At 71.8% G+C, this 24,840-nt stretch carries 19 protein-coding genes; 8 read left to right on the top strand and 11 right to left on the bottom strand.

Going from position 1 to position 24,840, the window contains the following annotated elements; all coding sequences use genetic code 11:
- Positions 1–52: 52 nt before the first annotated feature.
- The gene (locus ACIDOF_RS14230; RefSeq protein ID WP_409006426.1) at positions 53–1,054 is read left to right on the top strand and encodes a 2-oxoacid:ferredoxin oxidoreductase subunit beta; all 1,002 of its coding nucleotides are present in this window, start codon (positions 53–55) and stop codon (positions 1,052–1,054) included.
- A 51-nt stretch (positions 1,055–1,105) separates the two neighbouring features.
- Here ACIDOF_RS14230 and ACIDOF_RS14225 read toward each other — a convergent pair whose 3' ends face one another.
- Positions 1,106–1,492: a winged helix-turn-helix transcriptional regulator gene (locus tag ACIDOF_RS14225; RefSeq protein ID WP_409006206.1), complete on the bottom strand. Its 387-nt coding sequence runs from the start codon at positions 1,490–1,492 to the stop codon at positions 1,106–1,108.
- A 101-nt stretch (positions 1,493–1,593) separates the two neighbouring features.
- Here ACIDOF_RS14225 and ACIDOF_RS14220 point away from each other — a divergent pair, with 101 nt between their 5' ends.
- Positions 1,594–2,454 (top strand): SDR family oxidoreductase, encoded by an 861-nt coding sequence (locus tag ACIDOF_RS14220; RefSeq protein WP_409006205.1) that lies wholly within the window; start codon positions 1,594–1,596, stop codon positions 2,452–2,454.
- A gap of 195 nt (positions 2,455–2,649) precedes the next feature.
- A complete protein-coding gene (gene rarD, locus ACIDOF_RS14215; RefSeq protein ID WP_409006204.1) occupies positions 2,650–3,567 on the top strand; it encodes an EamA family transporter RarD in 918 nt (305 codons plus the stop codon).
- A 129-nt stretch (positions 3,568–3,696) separates the two neighbouring features.
- On the opposite strand, the gene ACIDOF_RS14210 is transcribed toward rarD, so the two are convergent.
- Positions 3,697–4,266, bottom strand: coding sequence for a CGNR zinc finger domain-containing protein (locus ACIDOF_RS14210; protein ID WP_409006203.1), 570 nt, complete (start codon positions 4,264–4,266; stop codon positions 3,697–3,699).
- A gap of 98 nt (positions 4,267–4,364) precedes the next feature.
- Here ACIDOF_RS14210 and ACIDOF_RS14205 point away from each other — a divergent pair, with 98 nt between their 5' ends.
- The 3 genes from ACIDOF_RS14205 (at position 4,365) to ACIDOF_RS14195 (ending at position 7,638) form a co-directional block, all read left to right on the top strand.
- Positions 4,365–5,816 (top strand): hypothetical protein, encoded by a 1,452-nt coding sequence (locus tag ACIDOF_RS14205; protein WP_409006202.1) that lies wholly within the window; start codon positions 4,365–4,367, stop codon positions 5,814–5,816.
- Between the two features lie 117 nt (positions 5,817–5,933).
- Positions 5,934–6,383 carry a VOC family protein gene (locus tag ACIDOF_RS14200; RefSeq protein ID WP_409006201.1) on the top strand — a complete coding sequence of 150 codons (450 nt, stop codon included), beginning with the start codon at positions 5,934–5,936 and terminating at the stop codon, positions 6,381–6,383.
- Positions 6,384–6,675: 292 nt separating this feature from the next.
- Positions 6,676–7,638 (top strand): M28 family metallopeptidase, encoded by a 963-nt coding sequence (locus ACIDOF_RS14195; protein WP_409006200.1) that lies wholly within the window; start codon positions 6,676–6,678, stop codon positions 7,636–7,638.
- Between the two features lie 25 nt (positions 7,639–7,663).
- On the opposite strand, the gene ACIDOF_RS14190 is transcribed toward ACIDOF_RS14195, so the two are convergent.
- The 4 genes from ACIDOF_RS14190 to ACIDOF_RS14175 all read right to left on the bottom strand — a co-directional run bounded on the left by ACIDOF_RS14190 (position 7,664) and on the right by ACIDOF_RS14175 (position 12,176).
- Positions 7,664–8,554, bottom strand: a complete 891-nt coding sequence (locus ACIDOF_RS14190; protein ID WP_409006199.1) for an ABC transporter permease — start codon at positions 8,552–8,554, stop codon at positions 7,664–7,666.
- Positions 8,541–9,506: an ABC transporter ATP-binding protein gene (locus ACIDOF_RS14185; RefSeq protein WP_409006198.1), complete on the bottom strand. Its 966-nt coding sequence runs from the start codon at positions 9,504–9,506 to the stop codon at positions 8,541–8,543. Before ACIDOF_RS14185 ends, ACIDOF_RS14190 begins: the two co-directional genes overlap by 14 nt.
- A 75-nt stretch (positions 9,507–9,581) precedes the next feature.
- Positions 9,582–10,868, bottom strand: a complete 1,287-nt coding sequence (locus ACIDOF_RS14180) for a LolA family protein (protein ID WP_409006197.1) — start codon at positions 10,866–10,868, stop codon at positions 9,582–9,584.
- Positions 10,869–11,165: 297 nt separating this feature from the next.
- Entirely contained in the window at positions 11,166–12,176 is a 1,011-nt protein-coding gene (locus tag ACIDOF_RS14175; RefSeq protein ID WP_409006196.1) for a polyprenyl synthetase family protein, read from the bottom strand.
- A 443-nt stretch (positions 12,177–12,619) separates the two neighbouring features.
- Here ACIDOF_RS14175 and ACIDOF_RS14170 point away from each other — a divergent pair, with 443 nt between their 5' ends.
- On the top strand, positions 12,620–14,926 hold the full coding sequence (locus ACIDOF_RS14170) for a CocE/NonD family hydrolase (RefSeq protein WP_409006195.1): 2,307 nt from the start codon (positions 12,620–12,622) through the stop codon (positions 14,924–14,926).
- A gap of 65 nt (positions 14,927–14,991) precedes the next feature.
- Here ACIDOF_RS14170 and ACIDOF_RS14165 read toward each other — a convergent pair whose 3' ends face one another.
- Positions 14,992–15,798 carry an HAD family hydrolase gene (locus ACIDOF_RS14165; RefSeq protein ID WP_409006194.1) on the bottom strand — a complete coding sequence of 269 codons (807 nt, stop codon included), beginning with the start codon at positions 15,796–15,798 and terminating at the stop codon, positions 14,992–14,994.
- Between the two features lie 163 nt (positions 15,799–15,961).
- On the opposite strand from ACIDOF_RS14165, the gene fahA reads away from it, so the two are divergent.
- Complete coding sequence (gene fahA, locus ACIDOF_RS14160; protein WP_409006193.1) at positions 15,962–17,206, top strand: fumarylacetoacetase; 1,245 nt, start codon at positions 15,962–15,964, stop codon at positions 17,204–17,206.
- A gap of 368 nt (positions 17,207–17,574) precedes the next feature.
- On the opposite strand, the gene recQ is transcribed toward fahA, so the two are convergent.
- The 4 genes from recQ to nuoL all read right to left on the bottom strand — a co-directional run bounded on the left by recQ (position 17,575) and on the right by nuoL (position 24,830).
- The gene (gene recQ / locus ACIDOF_RS14155; RefSeq protein WP_409006192.1) at positions 17,575–19,485 is read right to left on the bottom strand and encodes a DNA helicase RecQ; all 1,911 of its coding nucleotides are present in this window, start codon (positions 19,483–19,485) and stop codon (positions 17,575–17,577) included.
- Between the two features lie 181 nt (positions 19,486–19,666).
- The gene (gene nuoN / locus ACIDOF_RS14150) at positions 19,667–21,313 is read right to left on the bottom strand and encodes an NADH-quinone oxidoreductase subunit NuoN (protein WP_409006191.1); all 1,647 of its coding nucleotides are present in this window, start codon (positions 21,311–21,313) and stop codon (positions 19,667–19,669) included.
- A complete protein-coding gene (locus tag ACIDOF_RS14145; RefSeq protein ID WP_409006190.1) occupies positions 21,310–22,881 on the bottom strand; it encodes an NADH-quinone oxidoreductase subunit M in 1,572 nt (523 codons plus the stop codon). Before ACIDOF_RS14145 ends, nuoN begins: the two co-directional genes overlap by 4 nt.
- 5 nt (positions 22,882–22,886) lie before the next feature.
- Entirely contained in the window at positions 22,887–24,830 is a 1,944-nt protein-coding gene (gene nuoL, locus ACIDOF_RS14140; protein ID WP_409006189.1) for an NADH-quinone oxidoreductase subunit L, read from the bottom strand.
- Positions 24,831–24,840 lie beyond the last annotated feature (10 nt).

Below are 24,840 nucleotides of genomic sequence, written 5' to 3'. Positions count from 1 at the left end.
GCAGGCTCGGACGCTGCTGTCGCTCGTCCCCAAGGCCGAGGCCAAGCAGTCCATGAAGGACTTCAAGTCCGATCAGGAAGTGCGCTGGTGCCCCGGCTGCGGTGACTACGCGATCCTGGCCGCCGTGCAGGGCTTCATGCCCGAGCTCGGTCTCGCCCGCGAGAACATCGTCTTCGTCTCCGGCATCGGCTGCTCCAGCCGTTTCCCGTACTACATGAACACGTACGGGATGCACTCCATCCACGGCCGTGCCCCGGCCATCGCCACCGGGCTCGCCTCCTCGCGGCGGGACCTGAGCGTCTGGGTGGTCACCGGTGACGGGGACGCGCTGTCGATCGGCGGCAACCACCTGATCCACGCGCTGCGCCGCAACGTGAACCTGAAGATCCTGCTGTTCAACAACCGGATCTACGGCCTCACCAAGGGCCAGTACAGCCCGACCTCCGAGGTCGGCAAGGTCACCAAGTCCACCCCGATGGGTTCCCTGGACGCGCCGTTCAACCCCGTGTCGCTGGCCCTCGGCGCGGAGGCGAGCTTCGTGGCGCGGACCGTGGACTCCGACCGCAAGCACCTCACCGACGTGCTGCGTCAGGCGGCCGCCCACGACGGCACCGCGCTCGTCGAGATCTACCAGAACTGCAACATCTTCAACGACGGCGCCTTCGAGGCCCTCAAGGACAAGCAGCAGGCCGAGGAGGCGGTGATCCGCCTCGAACACGGGCAGCCGATCCTCTTCGGCAGCGACCGGTCCAAGGGCGTCGTACGGGACGCGGCCACCGGTGATCTGCAGGTCGTGGACGTGACCGACGCCAACCGCGGGCAGATCCTCGTGCACGACGCGCACGCCGCGTCCCCGACCACCGCGTTCGCGCTGTCCCGCCTCGCCGACCCGGACACCCTGCACCACACCCCGATCGGCGTGTTCCGCTCCACCGAGCGCCCGGTCTACGACACACAGATGGCCGACCAGCTCGACGCGGCCATCGAGCAGAACGGCAAGGGCGACCTCGCCGCGCTCCTCACCGGCAACGACACCTGGACCGTCGTCGGCTGAGGACGGTCACGGCGGTGCCGCACAAGGCCCGGTCGTCGCGAGCCGCACGGCTCAGGACGACCGGGCCTCGTCGTACTTCTCGCGGTTCTTGAGCACCTGCTCCGTGCGCTGCTCCGTCCACCGGCCGAGCGCCGCGACCTGGGCGGCGGCCTCCTCGCCGAGCTCCGTCAGCGAGTAGTCGACGCGCGGCGGGATCACCGGGCGGGCGTCGCGCAGCACGAAGCCGTCACGCTCCAGGGTCTGCAGGGTCTGGGCGAGCATCTTCTCGCTGACCCCGCCGACGTGCCGGCGCAGCTCGCTGAAGCGGTACGAACGCTCCTTCAGGGCGATCAGGATGAGCACGCCCCAGCGGCTCGTGACGTGTTCGAGGACGCCGCGCGAGGGGCACATCGGGGCGTTGACGTCCATCTTCATGCCCGGCTTCCAGCTAACTTCCATGCCAGTACCTTACTTCAAAGTGGGTACTTCCCTGTGGTTAGTGTCCAGCTTACGGTGGGGGCAACCCCCAGAAAAGACATGCACCCCACCAAGGAGCCCCCATGATCGTCGTCACCGGTGCCACCGGACAGCTCGGCCGCCTCGTCGTGCAGCAGCTGCTCGACGCCGAGGTCCCCGCCGGACAGATCGCCGCCGTCGTCCGCGACAAGGCCAGGGCCGCCGACCTCGCGGAGCGTGGCGTCGAGCTGCGGATCGCGGACTACTCGGCGCCCGAGACCCTCGCCGGCGCGTTCGGCCCCGGCGACCGGGTGCTGCTGATCTCCGGCAGCGAGGTCGGCCGGCGGGAGGCGCAGCACCGGGCGGTGATCGACGCGGCGAAGGCGGCGGGCGTGGGCCTGCTCGCGTACACCGGGATCCTCGGCGGGCCCGAGGCCGACTTCCGGCTCGCCGACGAGCACCGGGCGACCGAGCGGGCGATCCTCGACTCCGGCCTGCCGTACACGTTCCTGCGCAACGGCTGGTACCACGAGAACCACACCGCGCACCTGGCCCCGGTCCTGGCGCACGGCGCGGTCCTGGCGAGCGCGGGCGACGGCCGGACCGCCTCGGCCGCGCGCGCCGACTACGCCGCGGCGGCGGTCGCCGTGCTGACCGGCGAGGGCCACGAGAACCGGACGTACGAGCTGAGCGGCGACGAGGCGTGGAGCTTCGCGGAGTACGCGGCGGAGGTGGCGCGGCAGACCGGGCGGGAGATCGCGTACCGGAACGTGTCCGCCGAGGAGCACCTCGCCGTGCTCACCGGGGCCGGGGTGCCGGAGCCGATGGCGGAGATCCTCGTCGACGTGGACGCGGCGGTGGCGCGCGGGCGGCTCGCCGGGCGCAGCGGCGACCTGGCCCGGCTGATCGGCCGCCCGACGACGCCGCTCGCGGAGGCGATCGCGGCAGGGCTCGCGGCGGTGTGAGGGGCCGCGTCCCTCCGGCCGCCCGCCTGTCATGACCGTATGGAGATACGGGCATGACAGGCGGGCCTGCTCGGCGCTACCTTCGTGGAGTTGTCGCGACAAGGAACATGCCGTCGCGCGGAGCTGAGTGGAGGGGCCTTGAAGCCGTCGGGTGAAGGTCGCGCGGGACTGATATGCGGCTTTGCCGCCTACGGGATGTGGGGCCTCGTCCCCCTCTTCTGGCCGCTCCTCAAACCGGCCGGCGCCGGCGAGATCCTGGCCCACCGGATGGTGTGGTCGCTGGTGCTCGTCGCGCTCGTGCTGCTCGTGGTGCGGCGCTGGGCGTGGGCCGGTGAACTGGTGCGGCAGCCGCGGAAGTTGGGCCTGGTGACGATCGCGGCGGCGGTGATCACCGTCAACTGGGGCCTGTACATCTGGTCCGTGAACTCCGGGCACGTCGTCGAGGCCTCGCTCGGGTACTTCATCAACCCGCTCGTCACCATCGCGATGGGCGTGCTGCTCCTGAAGGAACGGCTGCGCCCGCTGCAGTGGACGGCGGTCGGCGTCGGCGCGGCCGCGGTGCTCGTGCTCGCCGTCGGGTACGGGCGGCCGCCGTGGATCTCGCTGGTCCTCGCGTTCTCGTTCGCGACGTACGGGCTGGTCAAGAAGAAGGTCAACCTCGGCGGGCTCGAATCGCTCGCCGCGGAGACGGCCATCCAGTTCCTGCCCGCGCTCGGCTATCTGATCTGGCTCGGCACGCAGGGCGAGTCGAACTTCGGGCCGCACGGCGTGGGGCACGCGTCGCTGCTCGCCGCGACCGGGCTCGTCACGGCGATCCCGCTGATCCTGTTCGGGGCCGCGGCGATCCGCGTGCCGCTGTCCACGCTGGGGCTGCTGCAGTACCTGGCGCCGGTCTTCCAGTTCGTGCTCGGCATCGCGTACTTCCACGAGGCGATGCCGCCGGAGCGGTGGGCGGGCTTCGCCCTGGTGTGGCTGGCCCTGTCCCTGCTGACGTGGGACGCCCTGCGCAACGCCCGCCGTACGCGCGCGGAGGCGAGCCGCCTCGCGGCACGGGCTCATTCGCCCTCCGGGCAGGCCCTCGAACGCCGGGCGGACTCGAATCTCGTCCGCTAGGACGCGTCTCCCCGATCTTCGTGGATCAGGCCGCGGCGTCGAGGGGGCACCTCCCTGCTCGAGCGGAGCCGAGAGCTCGGGGGAGCCGGGCCAGGCGTCGCGGGCCCACGAAGATCGGGGAGACGGGCCCTAGGCGCCTCGTGCCGCCCGGTGCGAGCGGACCTTGTTGCGGTTGCCGCAGCGTTCCATCGAGCACCAGCGGCGGCGGCCCGCGCGGGACGTGTCGGCGAAGATCAGGGCGCAGTTCTCGGCGCCGCACACCCGGATGCGGTCCGCGTACGGGCCCGTGAACAGGTCGATCGCGTCCCGCGCGACCGTCGAGAGGAGCTCGCTCCCCGTACCGCCCTCGACCCAGCCGCGCGTGCCGTCCGGCAGCAGGCGGGGAGTCAGGGGCGGGGCGGCGGCCGCGGTTGCGTCGACCACCGCGAGCGGCTCCGGCGGGAGCGCACCGGCGCCGTCGACACGCGCTTCGGCCAGCTGCCACAGGGCGCGGCGCAGGGCGTACGCCGCGGACAGCTCGGCCTCGTCGACCGTCACTTCGAGGCCCGGCCCGAGCCTGCTCTCCGCCGCCCAGGCCCGCAGGTCCGCCGGGCCGTGCAGCGACTCGAACTGCGGGTAGCGCTCCGCCCCGCCCGTCGGCAGCAGCTCCAGACACAGGGCGCCGGGGTCGAAGCCGAAGGACCGGCCGTACATCGTCATGTAACCAATGTATGGGGTTACCCCGCGCGGGCCACACCCCTCCTTCCGCACGGGCAATTCGGTGCAAATACGGGCTAACCCTTCAGTACCGTGAGGCAATGCCGCCTCCCTCCGACCGCCCGCTCCGGAAGGCGCACCACGCGCTGCTCGCCGTGTGCGCCGGGTTCGTCGTGGCGCCCGCGCTGGTCGTGCCGCTCGGTCTGCCGCTCGGCTGGGACGAGATCGTCTACGCCGGCCGATTCACCGCGTACGCCCACGGCCTCGACGTCCCCTTCGAGGCGCCCCGCACCCGGGGTGTGCCCACGCTGATGGCGCCGGTGGCCCTCTGGTCGGACCACGTGGTGCTGCTGCGGGTGTGGCTGAGCCTGCTCGCGGGGGTCGCGCTGTACGCCGGGTACGCGCCCTGGCTGCGGGTGCTGCGCGCCCGCCCCTACGTCGTGCCGCTGGCCGCGGCGGGGTACGGGAGCCTCTGGTTCGCGCTGTTCTACGCCGGCTCGGCGATGCCCAACCACTACACGGCGACGGGGGCGACGGCGGCCGTCGGCTGGCTGCTGCGGCACCCCGGCACATGGGCCCGGCGCGGGGAGCCGCTGCGTGCGTCGCTCGGCCTCGCCTCCGGTCTCGCGCTCGCCACGCTGATGCGGCCCAACGACGCGGCCTGGATCGCGGCCCCGCTCGCCGTCGCCGCCCTCGCGCACCGGCCGTGGCGGCGGGCCGCACCGCTTCTCGCGATGGCGGCGGGCGTGCTCGCGGGCCTGGTGCCGTGGGTCGTCGAGTCCGAGCTGCGGTTCGGCGGGGTGGCCGAGCGGCTCGCCCTGGCGAGCGAGCAACAGGGCGGTCTGCGCCCGCGGTTCAACCTCCCCGCCGTCGTCAACGCACTCGACGGCCCGCTCCTCTGCCGCCCCTGCGCCCCGGCCGGCCTGAGCCTGCCGACGGCCGCGTGGTGGTACGTCCTGCCGGTCCTGGTGGGCGTCGGCTTGTGGCTCGCGGTGCGGGGGCGCGGGGGCGGAGCGCCGTCCGCGCTCGTCCTGCCGACCCTCGTCGCCGGGTGCGCCGCCGTCACCTATCTCTTCCTCCTCGACTACTCCGCCGCCCGCTTCCTCCTCACCTCGTACGCCCTGCTCGCGCTGCCCGCCGCCGTCGCCGTCCAGGCCCTGTGGCACGCGGCGCGCAGGCGCGGGCGGCCGGCCGTCGGGGCCGTGGCGGTCCTGCTCGTCGGGCATCTCGCCGTTCAACTGGCCGTCGCGCAGGCGCACGCGGGGATCCAGGCGGAGGCGCGCGGCGACTGGCGGCGGATCGCGGCGGTGCTGCGCGACGAGGGCGCCGTCGGCGGGCCGGGCGGGCGGGGCTGCGTCCTGGCCGGGAACAGCATGCTGATCCCCGTCGCCTACACGGCGGGCTGCCTCCCCGCGACCCAGCGGCCCGGCGTCCCGCCCGATGCGTGGGTGCTGCGCAACGGCGAACCTCCGCCCACGGCACGGAAGTTGCGGGTGGTCCCGGTGCCCGGCACGTACAACCGGGGCTGGCGGATCGCGGTTCCGCGACAGTGAGGGGCAACGGCGCGGGCCGGGCAAGGCCTTGTGCGTCGCCCTTGTGAGCCGCCGTTGCGCGTCGCCCTTGTGCGTCGCCCTTGTGGCCGGGCTCATGTAACCGCTATAACCGGTTACATGGCTCTCCAATGGAAGATCGTCGTCGACTCCGTCGACCCGCACGCGCAGGCCGACTTCTGGGCCGCCGCGCTCGGTTACACCGTCGAGGACAACAGTCCGCTCATCGAGCAACTCCTCGGCGCAGGCGCCATTCCAGCCGACCTCGTCACCGAGCACCACGGCCGCCACTCCTGGCGCGGCGCTGCTGCCGCTCGGCACCCCGACGACCCGTACGACGAGCGGAGCGGGGCCGGGCTCGGGCGGCGGCTGCTCTTCAACCAGGTGCCGGAGCCGAAGACCGGCAAGAACCGCATGCACCTCGACCTGCACGTGGGCGCCGACCGGCGCGCGGCGGAGGTGGCGCGGCTCGAAGGGCTCGGCGCGAGCGTGCAGCGCGCGGTCGACGAGCCGGGCGGCAGCTGGGTGATCATGCAGGACCCGGAGGGCAACGAATTCTGCGTGGCTTGACGGGAGTTGGGGGCCGCCCCCGAGGCGCTCGGGTGAGTGGCGGAGCTCACCCTGCGCCCGGACCGTTATCGCCCGGTATGCGGAACAGGCGGACCGGAATTCGCTCTTGACGTCACGTCAACGTGCGCCCACCATCAGGGCGCACGTACGCGTACCCGTACCACGCGCTTCGCGCGTGCGCCCCAGCGCCACCAGCGTCATTCAGCACGGCACGCACCACCCGCTCACGCGCGACCCGCACGTCTCGTACGCCCCCCACACCTGTTCCCGTACGGACTCCGGAGCCCCCCACATGAAGCTCTCCGCACCGATACGCACCTCCATACTCGGCGCCACCGTCGCCGGGCTCGTCGCCACCGGGCTGCTCGTGATGCCCGCGGCCACCGCGGCGCCCACGTCCGACGGCCCCTCGGCGGCCGCGGCGCCCGACATCCCCGTCGCCTCCGTCCAGGCGCACCTCGGTGAACTGCAGAAGATCGCCGAGGCCAACGGCGGCAACCGGGCGCACGGCGAGCCCGGCTACAAGGCCTCCATCGACTACATCAAGGGCAAGCTGGACGCCGCCGGATTCACCACCTCCGTCAAGGAGTTCACGTCCGGCGGCGCGACCGGCTACAACCTGGTCGCCGACTGGCCCGGCGGCGACGAGGGCCAGACCCTGATGGCCGGCGCCCACCTCGACAGCGTCGACTCCGGGCCCGGCATCAACGACAACGGCTCGGGCTCCGCGGCCGTCTTGGAGACCGCGCTCGCCGTCTCCCGCGAGCAGCTGAAGCCCGCGAAGCATCTGCGCTTCGCCTGGTGGGGCGCCGAGGAGCAGGGCCTGGTCGGATCCCGGAACTACGTCAACTCCCTGCCGGACGCCGACCGTTCGAAGATCAGCGGCTACCTCAACTTCGACATGATCGGCTCGCCGAACCCGGGCTACTTCGTGTACGACGACGACCCGGCCATCGAGAAGGTCTTCAAGGACTACTTCGCCGGGCTGAACGTCGCCACGGAGATCGAGACCGAGGGAGACGGCCGCTCCGACCACGCCTCGTTCCTGGACGCCGGGATTCCGGTGGGCGGTCTGTTCACCGGCGCCGGCCGCGCCAAGTCCGCCGAGCAGGCGCAGAAGTGGGGCGGCACGGCGGGCGAGTCGTTCGACAAGTGCTACCACTCGTCCTGCGACACCACGGAGAACATCGACGAGACCGCCCTCGACCGCAACAGCGACGCGATCGCGCACGCGGTCTGGCAGCTGTCGTCGTAACTCTCCTTCGCGGAGCGGGTGTCGCTCACGCGCTGATGTCCTTGCCCGCGAACCGGGCCCAGGCCGCCGACCCGAACACCAGGGCGTAGAAGCCCTGGAGTCGGAGGTTGGCGTACAGGTTGTCCCAGAGGACCGGTTCGCGCATCAGGTCGGCGAAGGACAGCCAGTGGTGCGAGAAGAGATACGGATGGACCGCGTCCAACTGCGGGATCGTGGTCAGGATCTGCACCGTGACGAGCAGTCCCACGGTGCCGGCCATGGCCGCGATCCCGCTGTTGGTCAGCGTGGACACGAACAGGCCGAGCGCGGCGAAACCGGCGAGTGACGCGGCGACGACGAGCGCGATGAGCAGCGCCCGCCACAGGCCCTCCCCGTACCCGATCCGGGTGCCGGAGATCGTGGTCAGCTCCCCGGCCGGGAACAGCAGCGCGCCCGTGACCAGCCCGGACACGGCCACGGTGAGCGTCGCGACGAGGCAGAACACGAGCGTCGACGCGTACTTCACGAGCAGCAGCCGCGTCCGGCCCGCGGGCGCGACCAGCAGATAGCGCAGCGTGCCCGCGCTCGCCTCGCCCGCCACCGCGTCGCCCGCGACGACGCCGACGGTCAGCGGCAGGAAGAACGGCAGCGTCGCGGCGAGCGCGGTGAACACCAGGAACAGGCCGTTGTTGCTGATCTGCGCCATGAACGCCGGACCGCCACCGTCTCCTGGGCTGCCTCCTGAGCTCCCGTCGCCCGTCTCGATCTCGACGGCGACGCCGATCAGTACGGGTACCGCCGCGAGCACGCCGAGCAGGACGAGGGTGCGCAGCCGACGGAAGGTCAGCCCCAACTCGGAGCGGAAGAGGCCAAGTTCGGCGGCGAGCCGGGTACGTGTGCGCCCCGGCCGCCGGGCGGTCACGTCAGCCCGCGACATCGAAGCCCTCCCCCGTCAGTGCCACGAACGCGTCCTCCAGGGTGCCGCGTTCGAGGCCGAAGCCGCGTACGCGGACGCCCGCGTGGACCAGGGCCGCGTTCAGCTCGGCCGGGTCGCGCTCGCCCGGCGGCGGCTCGCCCGTGACGCGGTCGTCGGTGACGGTGAGGTCGGTGACGCCGTGCTCCTTGAGGACGCGTGCCGCGTCGCCCGGGTCCGGCGTGCCGACCGTGATGCGGCCGTGCGCGCGGGCCGCCAGCTCGGCGACGGGGCCCTGGACGACGAGTCGGCCGCGGGCCATCACGGCGGCGTGCGTGCAGACCTGCTCGATCTCGTCGAGGAGGTGCGAGGAGAGGAAGACGGTGCTGCCGTCCTCGGCCAACTCCCGGATCAGCGCCCGGATTTCACGCATGCCCTGCGGGTCGAGCCCGTTGGTCGGCTCGTCGAGCACGAGCAGCCGGCGCGGTCTGAGCAGGGCCGCGGCCAGGCCGAGCCGCTGCTTCATGCCGAGCGAGTACGCCTTCGCCTTCTTGCCCGCCGCACCGCTCAGGCCGACCCGGTCGAGGGCGGCGTCGACGCGCGCGGCGCGGGTGCGGGGGTCGGCGCTCGGGTCGGCCGCGTCGTACCGCAGAAGGTTGTCCCGGCCGGAGCGGAAGCCGTACGGGGCGGGGCCCTCGATCAGCGCGCCGACCTGCGGCAGCACGGTGCGGGCCGCGCCCGGCATACGGCGGCCGAGGACGTGGGCCGTGCCGGAGGTCGGCTCGATCAGGCCCATGAGCATGCGGATCGTGGTCGTCTTCCCTGAGCCGTTCGGCCCGAGGAACCCGAAGACGGTCCCGGCCGGAACGGTGAGGTCCAGGCGGTCGACGGCGAGTTGTCCGCCGCGGAAGCGCTTGGTCAGGGCGCGGGTCCGTACGGCCGGCGCTTCCGCTGCGTCGTCCGGTTGTGGGTCCATCGCGCCCTCCCCCACGTGACTGGTTCCGCCCCGTACGGCGTCTGCGTACGGGGCGGAACATGTCCTTCTCGGGTCCTACTTCGCCGAGTTGGCGGCCTTCACCAGCGTCGCCTTGTCCACGGCGCCGACGTAGACCTTGCCGTCGTCCGTCATCAGCGCGTTGACCAGGCGGGTCGAGAAGACCGTGCCGGAACCGAACTTCCCGGTCACCTTGTCGCCGAAGGAGTCGAGCAACTTGCCTGCCTCGGGCGGGAGTTCACCGGACTCGGACGACGGGACGCCGCCCTTCGCGCCGGTGTCGATGACGGCGACGGAGCTCCAGCCCTCGCCGATCACCTTCATGTCGCCGTTCTTGCCGTTCTTGCCGTCCTTGCCGCCGCTGCCGAAGTCGCCCTGCGGAATCCCGGGGATCTTCGGACTGCCCGGAGCCTGCGGGATCTTGTGGCCGTCCTTCTCCGCCTGCCGCTCCAGCTCGTCCGCCTCGGTGACCTTCGTGCCCTTGCCGGGCTTGAACTCGAAGGTGGAGGCGGCCGGCTTCGCGAAGTCGACCTTGGTGAAGCCGGCGTCGACCACGGCCTTGCCGCCGCTGCTCGGGGACAGCGTGAACTTCAGCGGCACGCCGTTCTCCGCGTCCACGGCGATCCGGATCGAACCGACCGTGGAACCGGTGCCCTTGGGCTGCACGAGCAGCTGGTACGCGTCCCGCCCGGCGACCTTCGCCGTGCCGTCGACGGTCACGGACGTGGTCGCGTCGGCCGCCTTCAGGACCTCGTCGGCGAGCTCCTTCGGCGTGGCCGGCACGCCCTCGGGCCGCTGCTCGTCCTGGTGCTTGCCGGTGCTGCCCGCGTGCCCGTCCCGCGCGTGGAACGCCTCGTCGGACTTGCTGTCGTACGCCCATACGTCGGCGCCGTTGCGGATGATGCTGTACTCCGCCGCGTCGCCGAGGATCGACAGCTTCTGCTTGTCCGGACCGTCGGCGGCGACGCGCAGGTTGTGCGTGCCGGACGCCAGCTCCATCAGCTTCTCGTCCGGCGCCGCGGCCGAACCGCCGTCCCTGTCACCGCCCTTGGGCGCGAGGGAGGCGGCCGCGTCGCCGAGGTTCGGCAGCCCCAGGTCGGTGCTGATCTTCAGGTTGCCGGACACCTGCTGCACGTCCGACGCGGCGATCTTCTCGATGAGTTCCTGCGCGCTGACCTTCGGCAGCTCCGGATCGCCGGAGTCCGCGAGCGCCGGTACGAGTCCGATGGTCGCCGCCGCGACGCCGGCCACCGCGGCCGGAACCGCGTAACGCGCCACCCTGCGGCGGCCCGTGGGCCGGTCCTCGTCCCCCTCGGTGCGCTGTGCCGATTCGTACGGTGCCATGTGTGCCCTACCTCCGTGTTCGGCGGCGGTCTTCCTGTGCACTCGTCCACCCCGCGCCGCCATTCTCACCCGAATTGGTCAGGAGTGGTGCTGTCTCGTCGACTTCGTGCACCTCTATACGACCAAATCCACGGCCTCGAATCGTCAGCCCCGGGATGCAACCTCGCGTACGCCCAGGGGATGACATACGACGACGGCGCCTCCCCCTGGCCCCTAGGGGCCGCGTGGCTCCTGGGGGCGGCGCGGGAAGGCGCCGTCGTCGTCGGTTCGTCGAGTGCCGTGATGTCCTACGGGCCGTCAGCCCGCGCGGTGGACCACCGCGTCGCACAGCTCCACGAGCGCCGACTTCGCGCCGCACTCCGGGAGCGGGGCGAGCGTCGCGCGCGCGTCCTCCGCGTACCGGATCGTGTCCCGGCGGGCCTGCTCCAGGGCCGGGTGGGCGCGCAGTCCGGCGAGCGCCTCCGCGTGCCGGGCGTCGTCCGTGAGGTCGCCGTCGAGCAGTTCGCACAGGGCGAGGTCCTCGGGGCGGGCGTCCCGCGCGGCCTGGGCGCGCAGGTGCAGCACCGGCAGCGTGGGGATGCCCTCGCGCAGGTCGGTGCCCGGGGTCTTGCCGGACTCGTGCGAGTCGGACGCGATGTCCAGGACGTCGTCCGCGAGCTGGAACGCCGTGCCGAGGCGCTCGCCGTACTGCGTCAGGACGTCCACGACCGTCTCGTCGGCGCCCGACATCATCGCGCCGAAGCGGCCCGCGACCGCGATCAGGGAGCCGGTCTTGCCGCTGATCACGTCGAGGTAGTGCTCGACCGGGTCGCGGCCGTCGCGCGGGCCCGCGGTCTCCAGGATCTGGCCGGTCACCAGACGCTCGAAGGCCTCCGCCTGGATGCGTACGGCCTCGGGGCCGAGGTCGGCCAGGATGTGCGAGGCGCGGGCGAAGAGGAAGTCCCCGGTGAGGACCGCGACCGAGTTGCCCCAGCGGGCGTTGGCGCTGGGGACGCCGCGGCGCACGTCCGCCTCGTCCATCACGTCGTCGTGGTACAGCGTCGCCAGGTGGGTGAGCTCGACGACCACCGCGGACGGCACCACTCCGGGTGCGTACGGGTCGCCGAACTGCGCCGCGAGCATGCCCAGGAGCGGCCTGAACCGCTTGCCGCCCGCCCGGACCAGATGCTGCGCGGCCTCCGTGATGAACGGGACCTCGCTCTTGGTGGCCTCGATGAGACCTTCCTCGACAGCAGCCAATCCGGCCTGGACATCGGCTTCCAGAGCCTGGTCCCGCACGCTCAGCCCGAACGGCCCGACGACGGTCACGAGGGGTTCTCCTGTCTGCTGACGATCACAAGTCGATCCACGGTCGATCACATGCCCGATGACACGGTTTGTCGATGTGTCGCTGTCATCACTCAAGTCAGCGTATCCGGTCGCGTTTCGATCACTGCGGGCCCCCGCCCGACCAGCACGCGATCCCCGCACATCCCCCGAGCCGTCGCGGTCACCCCGCACGTCACCCCGCACGTCACTCCCCCGTCACTTCGTCGTCGCTGTCACCATGGCCGGCTCCGGCACCCGCACCCGGGCTGCCGCCCGTCACCGCCGCCGTCGGCGCCGTCACGCCGGGTGATGATCCGGGGGCGGCTCCGATGGGCCGACGGTATGTTCGTGATCAAGCCATTCAAGCAGTTCCGGCCACCGACCTGCTGCCGCATCCGCTCCCCCGCGGCCGCGCCCGACCAGGCCTCCGAGGTTGATCCGCCATGCACCTCCGCACGCCGCACTCCCCTACGCCGCACATCCGCACGCCGCACATCCGCACAGCCTTCCCGTACGAGACCACGCGCGAGGACGTCCGTATCCCGCAGCCCGGCGGGACCGCCGCCCGCGGCGAGGGCGGGACCCTGCTGCACGCGCGCGTGTGGCGGCCGGTCACCGACGAGCCCGTGCCCGCCCTGCTGGAGTACCTGCCCGACCGGCTCACCGACCGGACCGCCGCCCGCGACCGGCAGCGCCACCCCTGGTACGCGGGCCACGGCTACGCCTCCGTACGCGTCGACATGCGCGGGCACGGCAACTCCGACGGCCTGCCCGGCGACACCTGCCCCTCGACCGGGCCCGCCGACGCGGCCGCCGTCGTCGAGTGGCTCGCCGAACAGCCCTGGTGCACGGGCCGGGTCGGGATGTTCGGCCTCGGCCGCGGCGGCAGCGAGGCCCTGCGGGTCGCGGCCCTCGCACCCGAACCGCTCAAGGCCGTCGTCACCGTCGGCGCCACCGACGACCGCTACGACACCGGCGTGCACTACCTCGGCGGCTCCGTCCTCGCCGCCGACCTGCACGCCCGGGCCGCGAGCACGCTCGCCTCCGCCGCCCTGCCGCCCGACCCGCAGTACGTCGGCGACGCCTGGCGGCCGATGTGGCTGCGCCGCCTGGAGTCCGTCGAACCGCTCGTCCACACCTGGCTGCACCACCAGACCCGCGACGCGTACTGGCAGCACGGCAGCCTCCGCGACGCCTGCTCCTCCGTCACGGCCGCCGTCCTCGCCGTCGGCAGCTGGAACGATCCGTACCGGGATGCGGTCCTGCGCCTCGTCGCCCATCTCCCGGGCCCCGCCCGCGCGTTGATCGGCCCCTGGCCCCACGCCTACCCGGACTGCCCGCTTCCGCCAGGCCCGGCCATCGGCTTCCTCCAGGAAACGCTGGCGTGGTGGGACGCATGGCTCGCTCCCGAGTCAGGCTCCACGTCCGGGGCGACGGCTATGTCCGGGGCCACGTCCGCGTCTGCGTCCGGGGCGACGGCTATGTCCGGGCCCACGTCTGCGTCTGCGTCCGGGCCCACGTCTGCGTCCGTGTCCGCGGGGACGGACGTGGAGGCGGATGCGGGTACGGAGGCGGGAGTGGAGGCGGGGGCGGGCGTCGGCTCGGATGCCGGGCCCCGCCGCAGCCCCGACCCCGGGCGCAGCCCGGACCCCGGCCCCGGTCGCGGTGCGAGCGAGCCCAAGGTGCGGCTCTGGATGACCGACTCGCATCCGCCGGGCGCCGTGCAGGATGTGTTGCCGGGGCGCTGGGTGGGGCTGTCGGAGTGGCCGTCGCCGCAGGTCACGGGCGTGACGTACGGCTTCGCCGGTGCGCCCCGGCTGGTGTGTTCGCCGCAGCAGACCGGTCTCGACGCGGGCCGTCTCGTCCCGCTCGGCGGCGGCGCCGACCTGCCGCCCGACCAGCGGGACGAGGACGCGAAGTCGGTGTGCTTCGAGTTCGAGGTGCCCGAGCGGCTGGAGGTCCTCGGCTCGCCCCGGGTCACGCTCCGGCTGTCCCTCGGCACCCCGCGCGGGCAGGCCGTCGCCCGCCTCTGCGACGTGGCGCCGGACGGGGCGTCCACGCTCGTCACCCGGGGCGCGCTCAACCTGTCGGCGCGGCACGGCACCGACCGGATCGAGCCCTGGCAGCCCGGCACCACCCAGGACGTGTCGTTCGACCTGGGCGCCGTCGGGTACGCCTTCCCTCCCGGCCACCGCATCCGCCTCGCCGTCTCCTCCGCGTACTGGCCGTGGCTCTGGCCGCAGCCCGGCTCCGAGTCCGGCTTCACCCTCGACCCTTCCGGCAGCTCCCTCGAACTCCCCGTACTGAACACCGACTTGAGCACTCCCCCGTACGTCTGCGACCGGCCCGAGCAGTCCGAGGCGCTCGGCGTCGTCCAGCCGGAGACGCTGGAGGAGCCGCGTCCGGAGCGCCTCGTCGTCCGCGACGTGGGCCGCGGCTCCTGGCGCCTGGAGGTCGAGCCGCGCCACGGCGGCACCCGCATCCACCCGGACGGCCTGGAGTTCGGCGAGGACGCCCTGGACACGTACGAGATCGACGAGCGGGACCCGTCGAGCGCCCGCGCCCGCTCCGACTGGTCGATCCGCCTGCACCGGCCCGAACTCGGCTGGGACGTCCGCGTCGAGACGCACTCCACGCTCAGCTGCGACGCCGACGACTTCCTCACCACCGACGAGCTGATCTGCCACGACGGACCCGAGGTCGTCTTCCACCACACCTGGAAGAAACGCATCCCCCGCACAGCCGGCTGAACCGAGCGCCCTCCGGGGGCGGCGGGGCGCTCCTCCGGGTTGCCGAGCCCCGGTCCCCCCGCCTCCTAGGCGTAGAGCCGCTCCAGTACGGCCGCCACCCCGTCCGCCTCGTTGGACGCCGTCACCTCGTCCGCCACCGCCTTCAACTCCTCGTGCGCATTGGCCATCGCCACCCCGTACCCGGACCAGTCGAACATCGGGATGTCGTTGGGCATGTCCCCGAACGTGATCGTCCGCTCCGCCGGAATGCCCGACATCTCCGCGGCGATCGCCAGCCCCGTCGCCTTCGTCACGCCGAGCGGCTGGAGCTCCACGATCCCCGGCCCCGCCATCGTCATCGTGACCAGGCCGTCCGTGACCGCCCGCGCCACCGCCACCAACTCGTCGTCCCCCAGGGAGGGATGGCGCACCAGGACCTTGTTGATCGGCTCGTCCCACAACGCCGCCCGCAGGCCCACCCGGACCGCGGGCAGCCCACGATGCGACGGCTCGTACCCGGGCTCCATCAGCATCAGGCCCTCCATCCCGTCCTGGTTGACCGCCGCGAAGACCTCGCCTACCTCCGCCTCGATCTTCCCCAGCGCCAGCTCCGCGAGCTCCCGGTCCAACGTCAGCGCACTCACCAACCGGCCCGCACCCGCGTCGAAGACCTGCGCCCCCTGGCCACAGACCGCGAGCCCCCCGTACTCCATCTCCATGAGCAGATGCCGGACCTGCGGCGCCGGGCGGCCGGTGACCACGATGTGCTGCGCACCGGCCGCCGAGACCCGCGCGAGCGCGGCCCGCGAGCGCGCGGAGACGGTGTCGCCACGGCGCAACAGCGTGCCGTCGAGGTCGGTGGCGACGAGAGCGAAAGGGGGAGCCGAGACCATGGTCACAGAATACGGAGAACCCAACAAAGCGCACAAAAGAGGACGTTGACCTTTTCCCGCCCCACACATCCCCTCCGTCACAACACCTCAGGCACTGCCGCCGCGGGCATCCTCCGACGTAACGTGTGATCAACCCGACGCAGGAAAGTGAGGCACGCGACCCATGCCCGAGCAGAGCCCGCTCGACCTCCCCGAAGGCGACCCCTTCGGCCCGCACAACCTTCCGTACGGCGTCTTCTCCCTCCCCGGCTCCCCGGACGGCGACGACCAGCGCAGGGTCGGCGTCCGCCTCGGCTCGCACGTGCTCGACGCCGGCGCCGCCGCGCACGCCCTGGGCTCTCCCTACGCCTCGCTGCTCGCCCAGCCGACGCTGAACCCGCTGCTTGCGGCCGGCCCGCAGGCCTGGAGCGACGTGCGCCGCGCGCTCACCGCGTGGGTCACCGTGCCCTCCCACCAGGAGTCCGTGCGGCCCTTCTTCCACCCCCTCTCGGACGTCACCCTGCACCTGCCGTTCGACGTCGCGGACTACGTCGACTTCTACGCCAGCGAGCACCACGCCACGAACCTCGGCCGGCTCTTCCGCCCCGACTCCGAGCCGCTGCTGCCCAACTGGAAGCATCTGCCGGTCGGTTACCACGGCCGGGCCGGCACCGTCGTCGTCTCCGGCACGGACGTGATCCGCCCCAGCGGCCAGCGCAAGGCCCCCACCGCCACGGAGCCCACGTTCGGCCCGTCCGCGAAGCTCGACATCGAGGCCGAGGTCGGCTTCGTCGTCGGCGCCCCCTCCGAGCTCGGCACCCCTGTCCCGCTCTCCTCCTTCCGCGACCACGTCTTCGGTCTCTGCCTGCTCAACGACTGGTCCGCCCGCGACATCCAGCCGTGGGAGTACGTCCCGCTCGGCCCGTTCGTCGCCAAGTCCTTCGCCACCTCCGTCTCCGCGTGGATCACGCCCCTCGAAGCGCTCGACCACGCCCGCGTGCAGCCGCCCGCCCGGGACGTGGCCGTCCTGCCGTACCTGGACGACTCCGGCGAGGACGAGCCCGGCGGCTACGACCTGCGGATCACCGTCTCCCTCAACGGCGAGGTCATCTCCGAGCCGCCGTTCGCCGGGATGTACTGGACGGGCGCGCAGATGCTGACCCACATGACCGTCGGCGGCGCCTCCCTGCGCCCCGGCGACCTCTACGGCTCGGGGACCATCAGCGGCCCCGAGACCCATATGCGCGGCTCCCTGATCGAGCTCACCTGGAACGGCGCCGAGCCGCTCGAACTCCCCACCGGGAAGCGGACGTTCCTCGAGGACGGCGACGAGATCACCCTGACCGCCTGGGCGCCGGGCCCGGACGGCGTCCGCGTGGGCCTCGGCGAGGTCACCGGCCGCATCGCCCCGGCCCGCACCACGGACTGACCGAGCCCCGCCCCCGGTGGGCCGTCCCGTCACCCGACGAACGGCCCACCCCGGCGGCCGGGGGCCACGCGCCTCGGCGGCCGTGTGCCCCGGCGCTTCGGCGTCCCGGCGTCCCGGCTCCCGACGCTCTGGGTTCCGGGCCCTGGGCTCCCGGCAGTCTGGGTTCCGGGCTCCGGGCTCTGGGCTCCCGGCGGCTCTGGGCTCCGGGTTCCGGCGCTCGGTGCTCCGGGCTCCCGGCGCTCTGGGTTCCGGGTTCCGGGCTCCCCAGCGTCCCTGTGCCCTGGCTTCCCTGCTTCCCTGCTCCCCAGCGTCCCTGTCCCCCGGCCTCCCCGCTCCCCAGGCCCCAGCATCTTGGCGCGCCGGGCTCCTCAGCCCTCCGAGCCCGCGAACCCCTCCAGGACCCCCAGCACTCCCTCGCCCCACGTGGCGAGCTTCTTCTCGCCCACCCCGCCGATGCCGCCGAGTTCCGTGACCGAGGCCGGCCGGGCCAGGGCGATCTCCCGCAGCGTCGCGTCGTGGAAGATCACGTACGCGGGCACGCCCTGCTCCCTGGCCTGCTCGGCGCGCCACGCCCGCAGCGCCTCGAACACCGGCAGGGCCTCCTCCGGCAGGTCCACCTGCGGCTTGCTCTTCCGCTCGCCCTTGGCACCGCCCGCCGAGCCTCGCGACGCGAGCTTCTTCGGCTCCTTGCGCAGCAGCACCTCCCGCTGTCTGCCGAGGACCGCGCCGCTCTCCTCGGTCAGCACCAGCGTGCTGTACTCCCCCTCGACCGCCAGCAGGCTCTGCGCCAGCAACTGCCGTACGACGCCCCGCCATTCGGCCTCCGACAGGTCCTGGCCGATGCCGTACACCGAGAGCTGGTCGTGGTCGAAGCGGATCACCTTGGCGGTCTTACGGCCGAGCAGGATGTCGATGATCTGGCCCACGCCGAACTTCTGCCGCCGCTCCCGGTCGAGCCGCACCACCGTCGACAGCACCTTCTGGGCGGCGACCGTGCCGTCCCAGGTCTCCGGCGCCGTCAGACACGTGTCGCAGTTGCCGCAGCCCTCGGCGCCCGGCTTCTGGCCGAAGTACGCGAGGAGTTGGGCCCGCCGGCACTGCACCGTCTCGCACAGCGCCAGCATCGAGTCCAGGTGGGCGGCGGCGCGGCGGCGGAACGCCTCGTCGCCCTCCCCGGACTGGATCAGCTTGCGCTGCTGCACGACGTCGTTCAGCCCGTACGCCATCCAGGCCGTGGACGGGAGGCCGTCGCGGCCCGCGCGGCCCGTCTCCTGGTAGTACCCCTCCACCGACTTGGGCAGGTCGAGGTGGGCGACGAAGCGGACGTCCGGCTTGTCGATGCCCATGCCGAAGGCGATCGTGGCCACCACCACGAGGCCCTCCTCCCGCAGGAAGCGGGCCTGGTGCTCGGCACGCGTCCCCGCGTCGAGCCCCGCGTGGTACGGCACCGCCTCGATGCCGTTGCGGGAGAGGAACTCGGCGGTCTTCTCCACGGAGTTGCGGGACAGGCAGTAGACGATGCCGGCGTCCCCCTGGTGCTCCTCGCGCAGGAAGCGGAGGAGCTGCTTCTTCGGCTCGTCCTTCGCGACGATGCGGTACTGGATGTTGGGGCGGTCGAAGCTCGCCTCGAAGTGGCGGGCCGCGGGCATCGCGAGCCGCTCGGTGATCTCACGGTGCGTGGCCCGCGTCGCCGTCGCCGTCAGGGCGATGCGCGGGACCTCCGGCCAGCGCTGGCCGAGCAGCGACAGCGACAGGTAGTCCGGGCGGAAGTCGTGGCCCCACTGGGCCACGCAGTGCGCCTCGTCGATGGCGAAGACGGAGATCTTGGCGCGCTCGATCAGGTCGAGCGTGGAGTCCAGGCGCAGCCGCTCCGGCGCCAGATAGAGGAGGTCCAGCTCACCGGCGAGCAGCTCGGCCTCGACCAGCCGCCGCTCCTCGAAGTCCTGCGTGGAGTTGATGAAGCCGGCCCGCACACCGAGGGCGCGCAGCGCGTCCACCTGGTCCTGCATCAGCGCGATCAGCGGCGAGACCACGACGCCCGTGCCGGGCCTGACCAGGGCCGGGATCTGGTAGCAGAGCGACTTGCCGCCGCCCGTGGGCATCAGCACGACGGCGTCGCCGCCGCCGATGACGTGCTCGATGATCGCTTCCTGCTCGCCGCGGAAGCTGTCGTACCCGAAGACGCGCTGGAGCGTGCTCAGGGCGTCGCTGCGCGTCACACCCGCCCCGGCCCCGTCCTGCTGCTGCTCGGCCACGTCCATCACCACGGTCCCGTTCATCGTCTGTCCCCCCGCACGCCGTCCTTCGACCACGACAGCCACGATAGGCCGCCCGGCCGACAGTCCCGAAAAGTTATCCACAGGCTGGGGGTACCGGTAGGAAAAGCCGGTGCCCGGTCCCCCCCGAAGAGGGACCGGGCACCGGACCGCAGAGCCACCCGCGCGCCGCGCGGACACCGGCTCAGCGGACGAAGACCCCCGCCTGACCGGCCAGGTCGAGGAAGTACTGCGGGGCAACGCCGAGCACCAGCGTGACCGCCACGCCCACCCCGATCGCCGTCATCGTCAGCGCCGAGGGCACCGCGACCGTCGGCCCCTCGGGCTTCGGCTCGCTGAAGAACATGAGCACGATCACGCGGATGTAGAAGAACGCTGCGATCGCCGACGAGATCACACCGATCACGACGAGCGCGCCCGCCCCGCCCTCGGCCGCCGCCTTGAACACCGCGAACTTGCCGGAGAACCCGGAGGTCAGCGGAATGCCGGCGAAGGCGAGGAGGAACACCGCGAAGACCGCGGCGACCAGCGGCGAACGGCGCCCGAGACCGGCCCACTTGGACAGGTGCGTGGCCTCGCCGCCCGCGTCCCGCACCAGCGTGACCACCGCGAACGCGCCGATCGTCACGAACGAGTACGCGCCCAGGTAGAACAGCACCGACGAGATGCCGTCCGGGGTGGCCGCGATGACACCGGCGAGGATGAAGCCCGCGTGCGCGATCGACGAGTACGCGAGGAGCCGCTTGATGTCGGTCTGGGTGATCGCGACGATCGCGCCGACCAGCATCGTGACGATCGCGACGCCCCACATCACCGGCCGCCAGTCCCAGCGCAGGCCCGGCAGCACCACGTAGAGCAGGCGGAGCAGCGCGCCGAAGGCGGCGACCTTGGTGGCCGCCGCCATGAAGCCGGTGACCGGGGTCGGGGCGCCCTGGTAGACGTCCGGGGTCCACATGTGGAACGGGACCGCGCCGACCTTGAAGAGCAGGCCCATGAGGATCATGGCGCCGCCGACGAGCAGCAGCGCGTCGTTCCCCATGGTGTCGGCGAGGGCCGGGTCGATGGCCTGCACCGTGCCGTCGACGACGTCCGCGATCCCCGCGTACGACACCGTGCCCGCGTAGCCGTAGACGAGGGCGATGCCGAAGAGCAGGAACGCCGAGGAGAAGGCGCCGAGCAGGAAGTACTTGACCGCGGCCTCCTGCGACATGAGGCGCTTGCGGCGGGCCAGGGCGCACAGCAGGTACAGCGGCAGGGAGAGGACCTCGAGGGCGATGAACAGCGTCAGGAGGTCGTTCGCCGCGGGGAAGACCAGCATGCCGCCGATCGCGAACAGGGCTAGCGGGAACACCTCGGTGGTGGTGAACCCGGCCTTCACCGCGGCCTGTTCGCTCTCGCTGCCGGGCACCGACGCGGCCTGCGCCGTGAACGAGTCGACGCGGTTGCCGTGCGCCTCCGGGTCGAGGCGGCGCTCGGCGAACGTGAAGACCGCGACGAGTCCGCTGAGCAGGATCGTGCCCTGCAGGAACAGCGCCGGTCCGTCGACGGCGATGGCGCCCATGGCGGCGATCCGCGCCTCAGTGGACGCGTGCCCGCCGGCCGCGAGTCCGACGACGGCGGCGAACGCGGCCACCAGGGCGACCACGGTCACGAACATCTGCGCGTAATAGCGCGCTTTCCGGCCCACGAAGGCTTCGACGATGATGCCCACGACGGCCGCGCCGATCACGATGAGCGTCGGCATGAGCTGGGCGTACTCGATGGTCGGGGCGTCGATCTTGTCGATCGGCGCCGCCGTTGTCCACAGGCTGTGGACGGCTGATGCGCTCACTTGGCCGCCTCCACCTCGGGCTTGGGGTCCTTCTTCTGTACGTCGGACAAGGTGTGGCCGACCGCCGGGTTCACCAGGTCGGTGACCGGCTTCGGGTAGACACCGAGGAAGATCAGCAGGGCGATCAGCGGTGCGACGACGACGAGTTCACGCACCCGCAGGTCCGGCATCTTCGCCGCCTCGACCTTGACCGGGCCCGTCATCGTCCGCTGGTAGAGGACGAGGGTGTAGAGCGCGGCGAGCACGATGCCGAAGGTGGCGATGATGCCGACCACCGGATAGCGCGCGAACGTGCCGACCAGGACCAGGAATTCACTCACGAACGGCGCGAGCCCCGGGAGCGACAGCGTGGCGAGCGAACCGATCAGGAACGTCCCGGCGAGCACCGGTGCCACCTTCTGCACACCGCCGTAGTCCGCGATGAGCCGCGAGCCGCGCCGGGAGATAAGGAACCCGGCGACGAGCATCAACGCGGCCGTGGACACACCGTGGTTGACCATGTAGAGCGTCGCGCCGCTCTGGCCCTGCGAGGTCATCGCGAAGATGCCCATGATGATGAACCCGAAGTGCGAGATCGACGCGTACGCGATCAGGCGCTTGATGTCGCGCTGGCCGACGGCGAGCAGCGCGCCGTAGACGATCGAGATCAGCGCGAGCACCAGGATCGCCGGCGTCGCCCACTTCGAGGCCTCCGGGAAGAGGCCGAGGCAGAAGCGGAGCATCGCGAACGTGCCGACCTTGTCGACCACCGCGGTGATCAGCACGGCGACCGGTGCGGTGGCCTCGCCCATGGCGTTGGGCAGCCAGGTGTGCAGCGGCCACAGCGGCGCCTTCACCGCGAACGCGAAGAAGAAGCCGAGGAACAGCAGCCGCTCGGTGTTGGTCGCCATGTCGAGTTCGCCACTCGCGCGCGCGGCGGCGATCTCCTGCAGCGAGAAGTTCCCCGCGACCACGTAGAGCCCGATGACCGCGGCCAGCATGATGAGGCCGCCGACCAGGTTGTAGAGCAGGAACTTCACTGCCGCGTACGAGCGTTGGGCGGCGGCCTTCTCGTCGCTGCCCGCGTGTGCACGGTCCCCGAAGCCGCCGATGAGGAAGTACATCGGGATGAGCATGGCTTCGAAGAGGATGTAGAAGAGGAAGACGTCGGTGGCCTCGAAGGAGAGGATCACCATCGCCTCGACCATCAGGATCAGCGCGAAGAAGCCCTGCGTGGGCCGCCACCGCTTGCTACCGGTCTCCTGCGGGTCGGCGTCGTGCCAGCCCGCGAGGATCACGAACGGGATCAGCAGGGCGGTCAGGCCGATGAGGGCCACGCCGATGCCGTCGACGCCCAGTTCGTACCGCACGCCGAAGTCGGCGATCCAGGCGTGGGACTCGGTGAGTTGGTACCGGTCGCCGCCGGGTTCGAAGCGGGCGCCGACCACGCCCGCGAGGACGAGGGTGGCGAGCGAGAAGAGCAGCGCCAGCCACTTGGCGGCCGTGCGCCGGGCGGCGGGCACGGCGGCGGTGACGATCGCACCGATCGCCGGCACCGCGGCCGTCGCTGTCAGCAGAGGAAAGGACATCGTGATCAGACCGCCCTCATCAGCAGGGTCGCGGCGATGAGGATCGCCGTACCGCCGAACATCGAGACCGCGTAGGAACGGGCGAAGCCGTTCTGCAGCTTGCGCATCCGGCCGGAGAGTCCGCCGAAGCCCGCCGCCGTGCCGTTGACGACGCCGTCGACCATGGTGTGGTCGACGTACACGAGGGAGCGGGTGAGGTGCTCGCCGCCGCGGACCAGGACCACATGGTTGAAGTCGTCCTGCAGCAGGTCGCGGCGGGCCGCCCGGGTGAGCAGCGAGCCGCGTGGTGCGACGACCGGGACTTCCTTGCGGCCGTACATCGCCCAGGCGATGGCGACGCCGATCAGCAGGACCACGACCGTGGACGCCGTGATCGCCGGGACGCTGATCACCGGGTGCGGGTGCTCGAACTGCGTGACCGGCTCCAGCCACTTCACGAACGACTCGTTGAGCGAGAAGAGTCCGCCCGCGAAGACCGAGCCGAAGGCGAGCACGATCATCGGGATCGTCATCGACTTGGGCGACTCGTGCGGGTGCGGCATCTCGCCGCCGTGGCCGTCGGCCGCGGGTTCGGCGCTGGGCGCCTTGTCCGGGTCGGGCGTCGGCTGCCAGCGCTTCTCGCCGAAGAACGTCAGGATCATCACGCGCGTCATGTAGAACGCCGTGATGCCGGCGCCGAGCAGGGCCACGCCGCCGAAGATCCAGCCGCGGATCCCGTCGTCGTACGCGAACGCCGCCTCGATGATCTTGTCCTTGGACCAGAACCCGGACAGGCCCGGGAAGCCGATGATCGCGAGGTAGCCGAGGCCGAACGTCACGAACGTGACCGGCATGTACTTGCGGAGGCCGCCGTACTTGCGCATGTCGACCTCGTCGTTCATGCCGTGCATGACCGAGCCGGCGCCGAGGAACAGGCCGGCCTTGAAGAAGCCGTGCGTCACCAGGTGCATGATCGCGAAGGCGTACCCGATCGGGCCGAGGCCCGCGGCCAGGATCATGTACCCGATCTGGGACATCGTCGAGCCGGCGAGGGCCTTCTTGATGTCGTCCTTCGCGCAACCGACGATCGCACCGAACAGGAGCGTGACCGCGCCGACGATCACGACCGCCAGCTGCGCGTCCGGCGCGGCGTTGAAGATCGCGCCGGAGCGGGTGATGAGGTATACGCCCGCGGTGACCATGGTGGCCGCGTGGATCAGGGCCGAAACCGGGGTCGGGCCCTCCATCGCGTCCCCGAGCCAGGACTGCAGCGGGACCTGGGCCGACTTGCCGCACGCGGCGAGCAGCAGCATCAGGCCGATCGCGGTGAGCATGCCCTCGCTGGTCTTCGACGTGGACTCCAGGACCGGGCCGAAGGCGAACGTGCCGAACGTCGTGAACATCAGCATGATCGCGATGGACAGGCCCATGTCGCCGACGCGGTTGACCAGGAAGGCCTTCTTGGCCGCCGTGGCCGCGCTCGGCTTGTGCTGCCAGAAGCCGATGAGCAGGTACGACGCCAGACCGACGCCCTCCCAACCCACGTAGAGCAGCAGGTAGTTGTCGGCGATGACGAGGAGCAGCATCGCCGCGAGGAACAGGTTCAGATAGCCGAAGAAGCGGCGACGGCGTTCGTCGTGCTCCATGTATCCGATCGAGTAGACGTGGATCAGGGAGCCCACGCCGGTGATCAGGAGCACGAACGTCATCGACAGCTGGTCCAGCTGGAAGGCGACGTCCGCCTGGAAGCCCTCGACCGGGATCCAGCTGAACAGCGCCTGGTGCATGGCCCGGTGCTCCGGGTCCTTGCCGAGCATGTCGGTGAAGAGCAGCACGCCCACGGCGAACGAGACGACCGCGAGCAGCGTGCCGATCCAGTGGCCGCCGCGGTCCAACCGCCGCCCGCCGCACAGCAGTACGGCCGCTCCGAGCAGAGGCGCCGCGACGAGCAGCGCAATCAGGTTCTCCACGATTCTTCCT

It is taken from the genome of Streptomyces sp. Da 82-17 (genome assembly GCF_046098215.1).
Lineage (GTDB): Bacteria > Actinomycetota > Actinomycetes > Streptomycetales > Streptomycetaceae > Streptomyces.
Note: the sequence above shows the minus strand (reverse complement) of the source record. Positions and strands in the feature narration are given on the sequence as shown.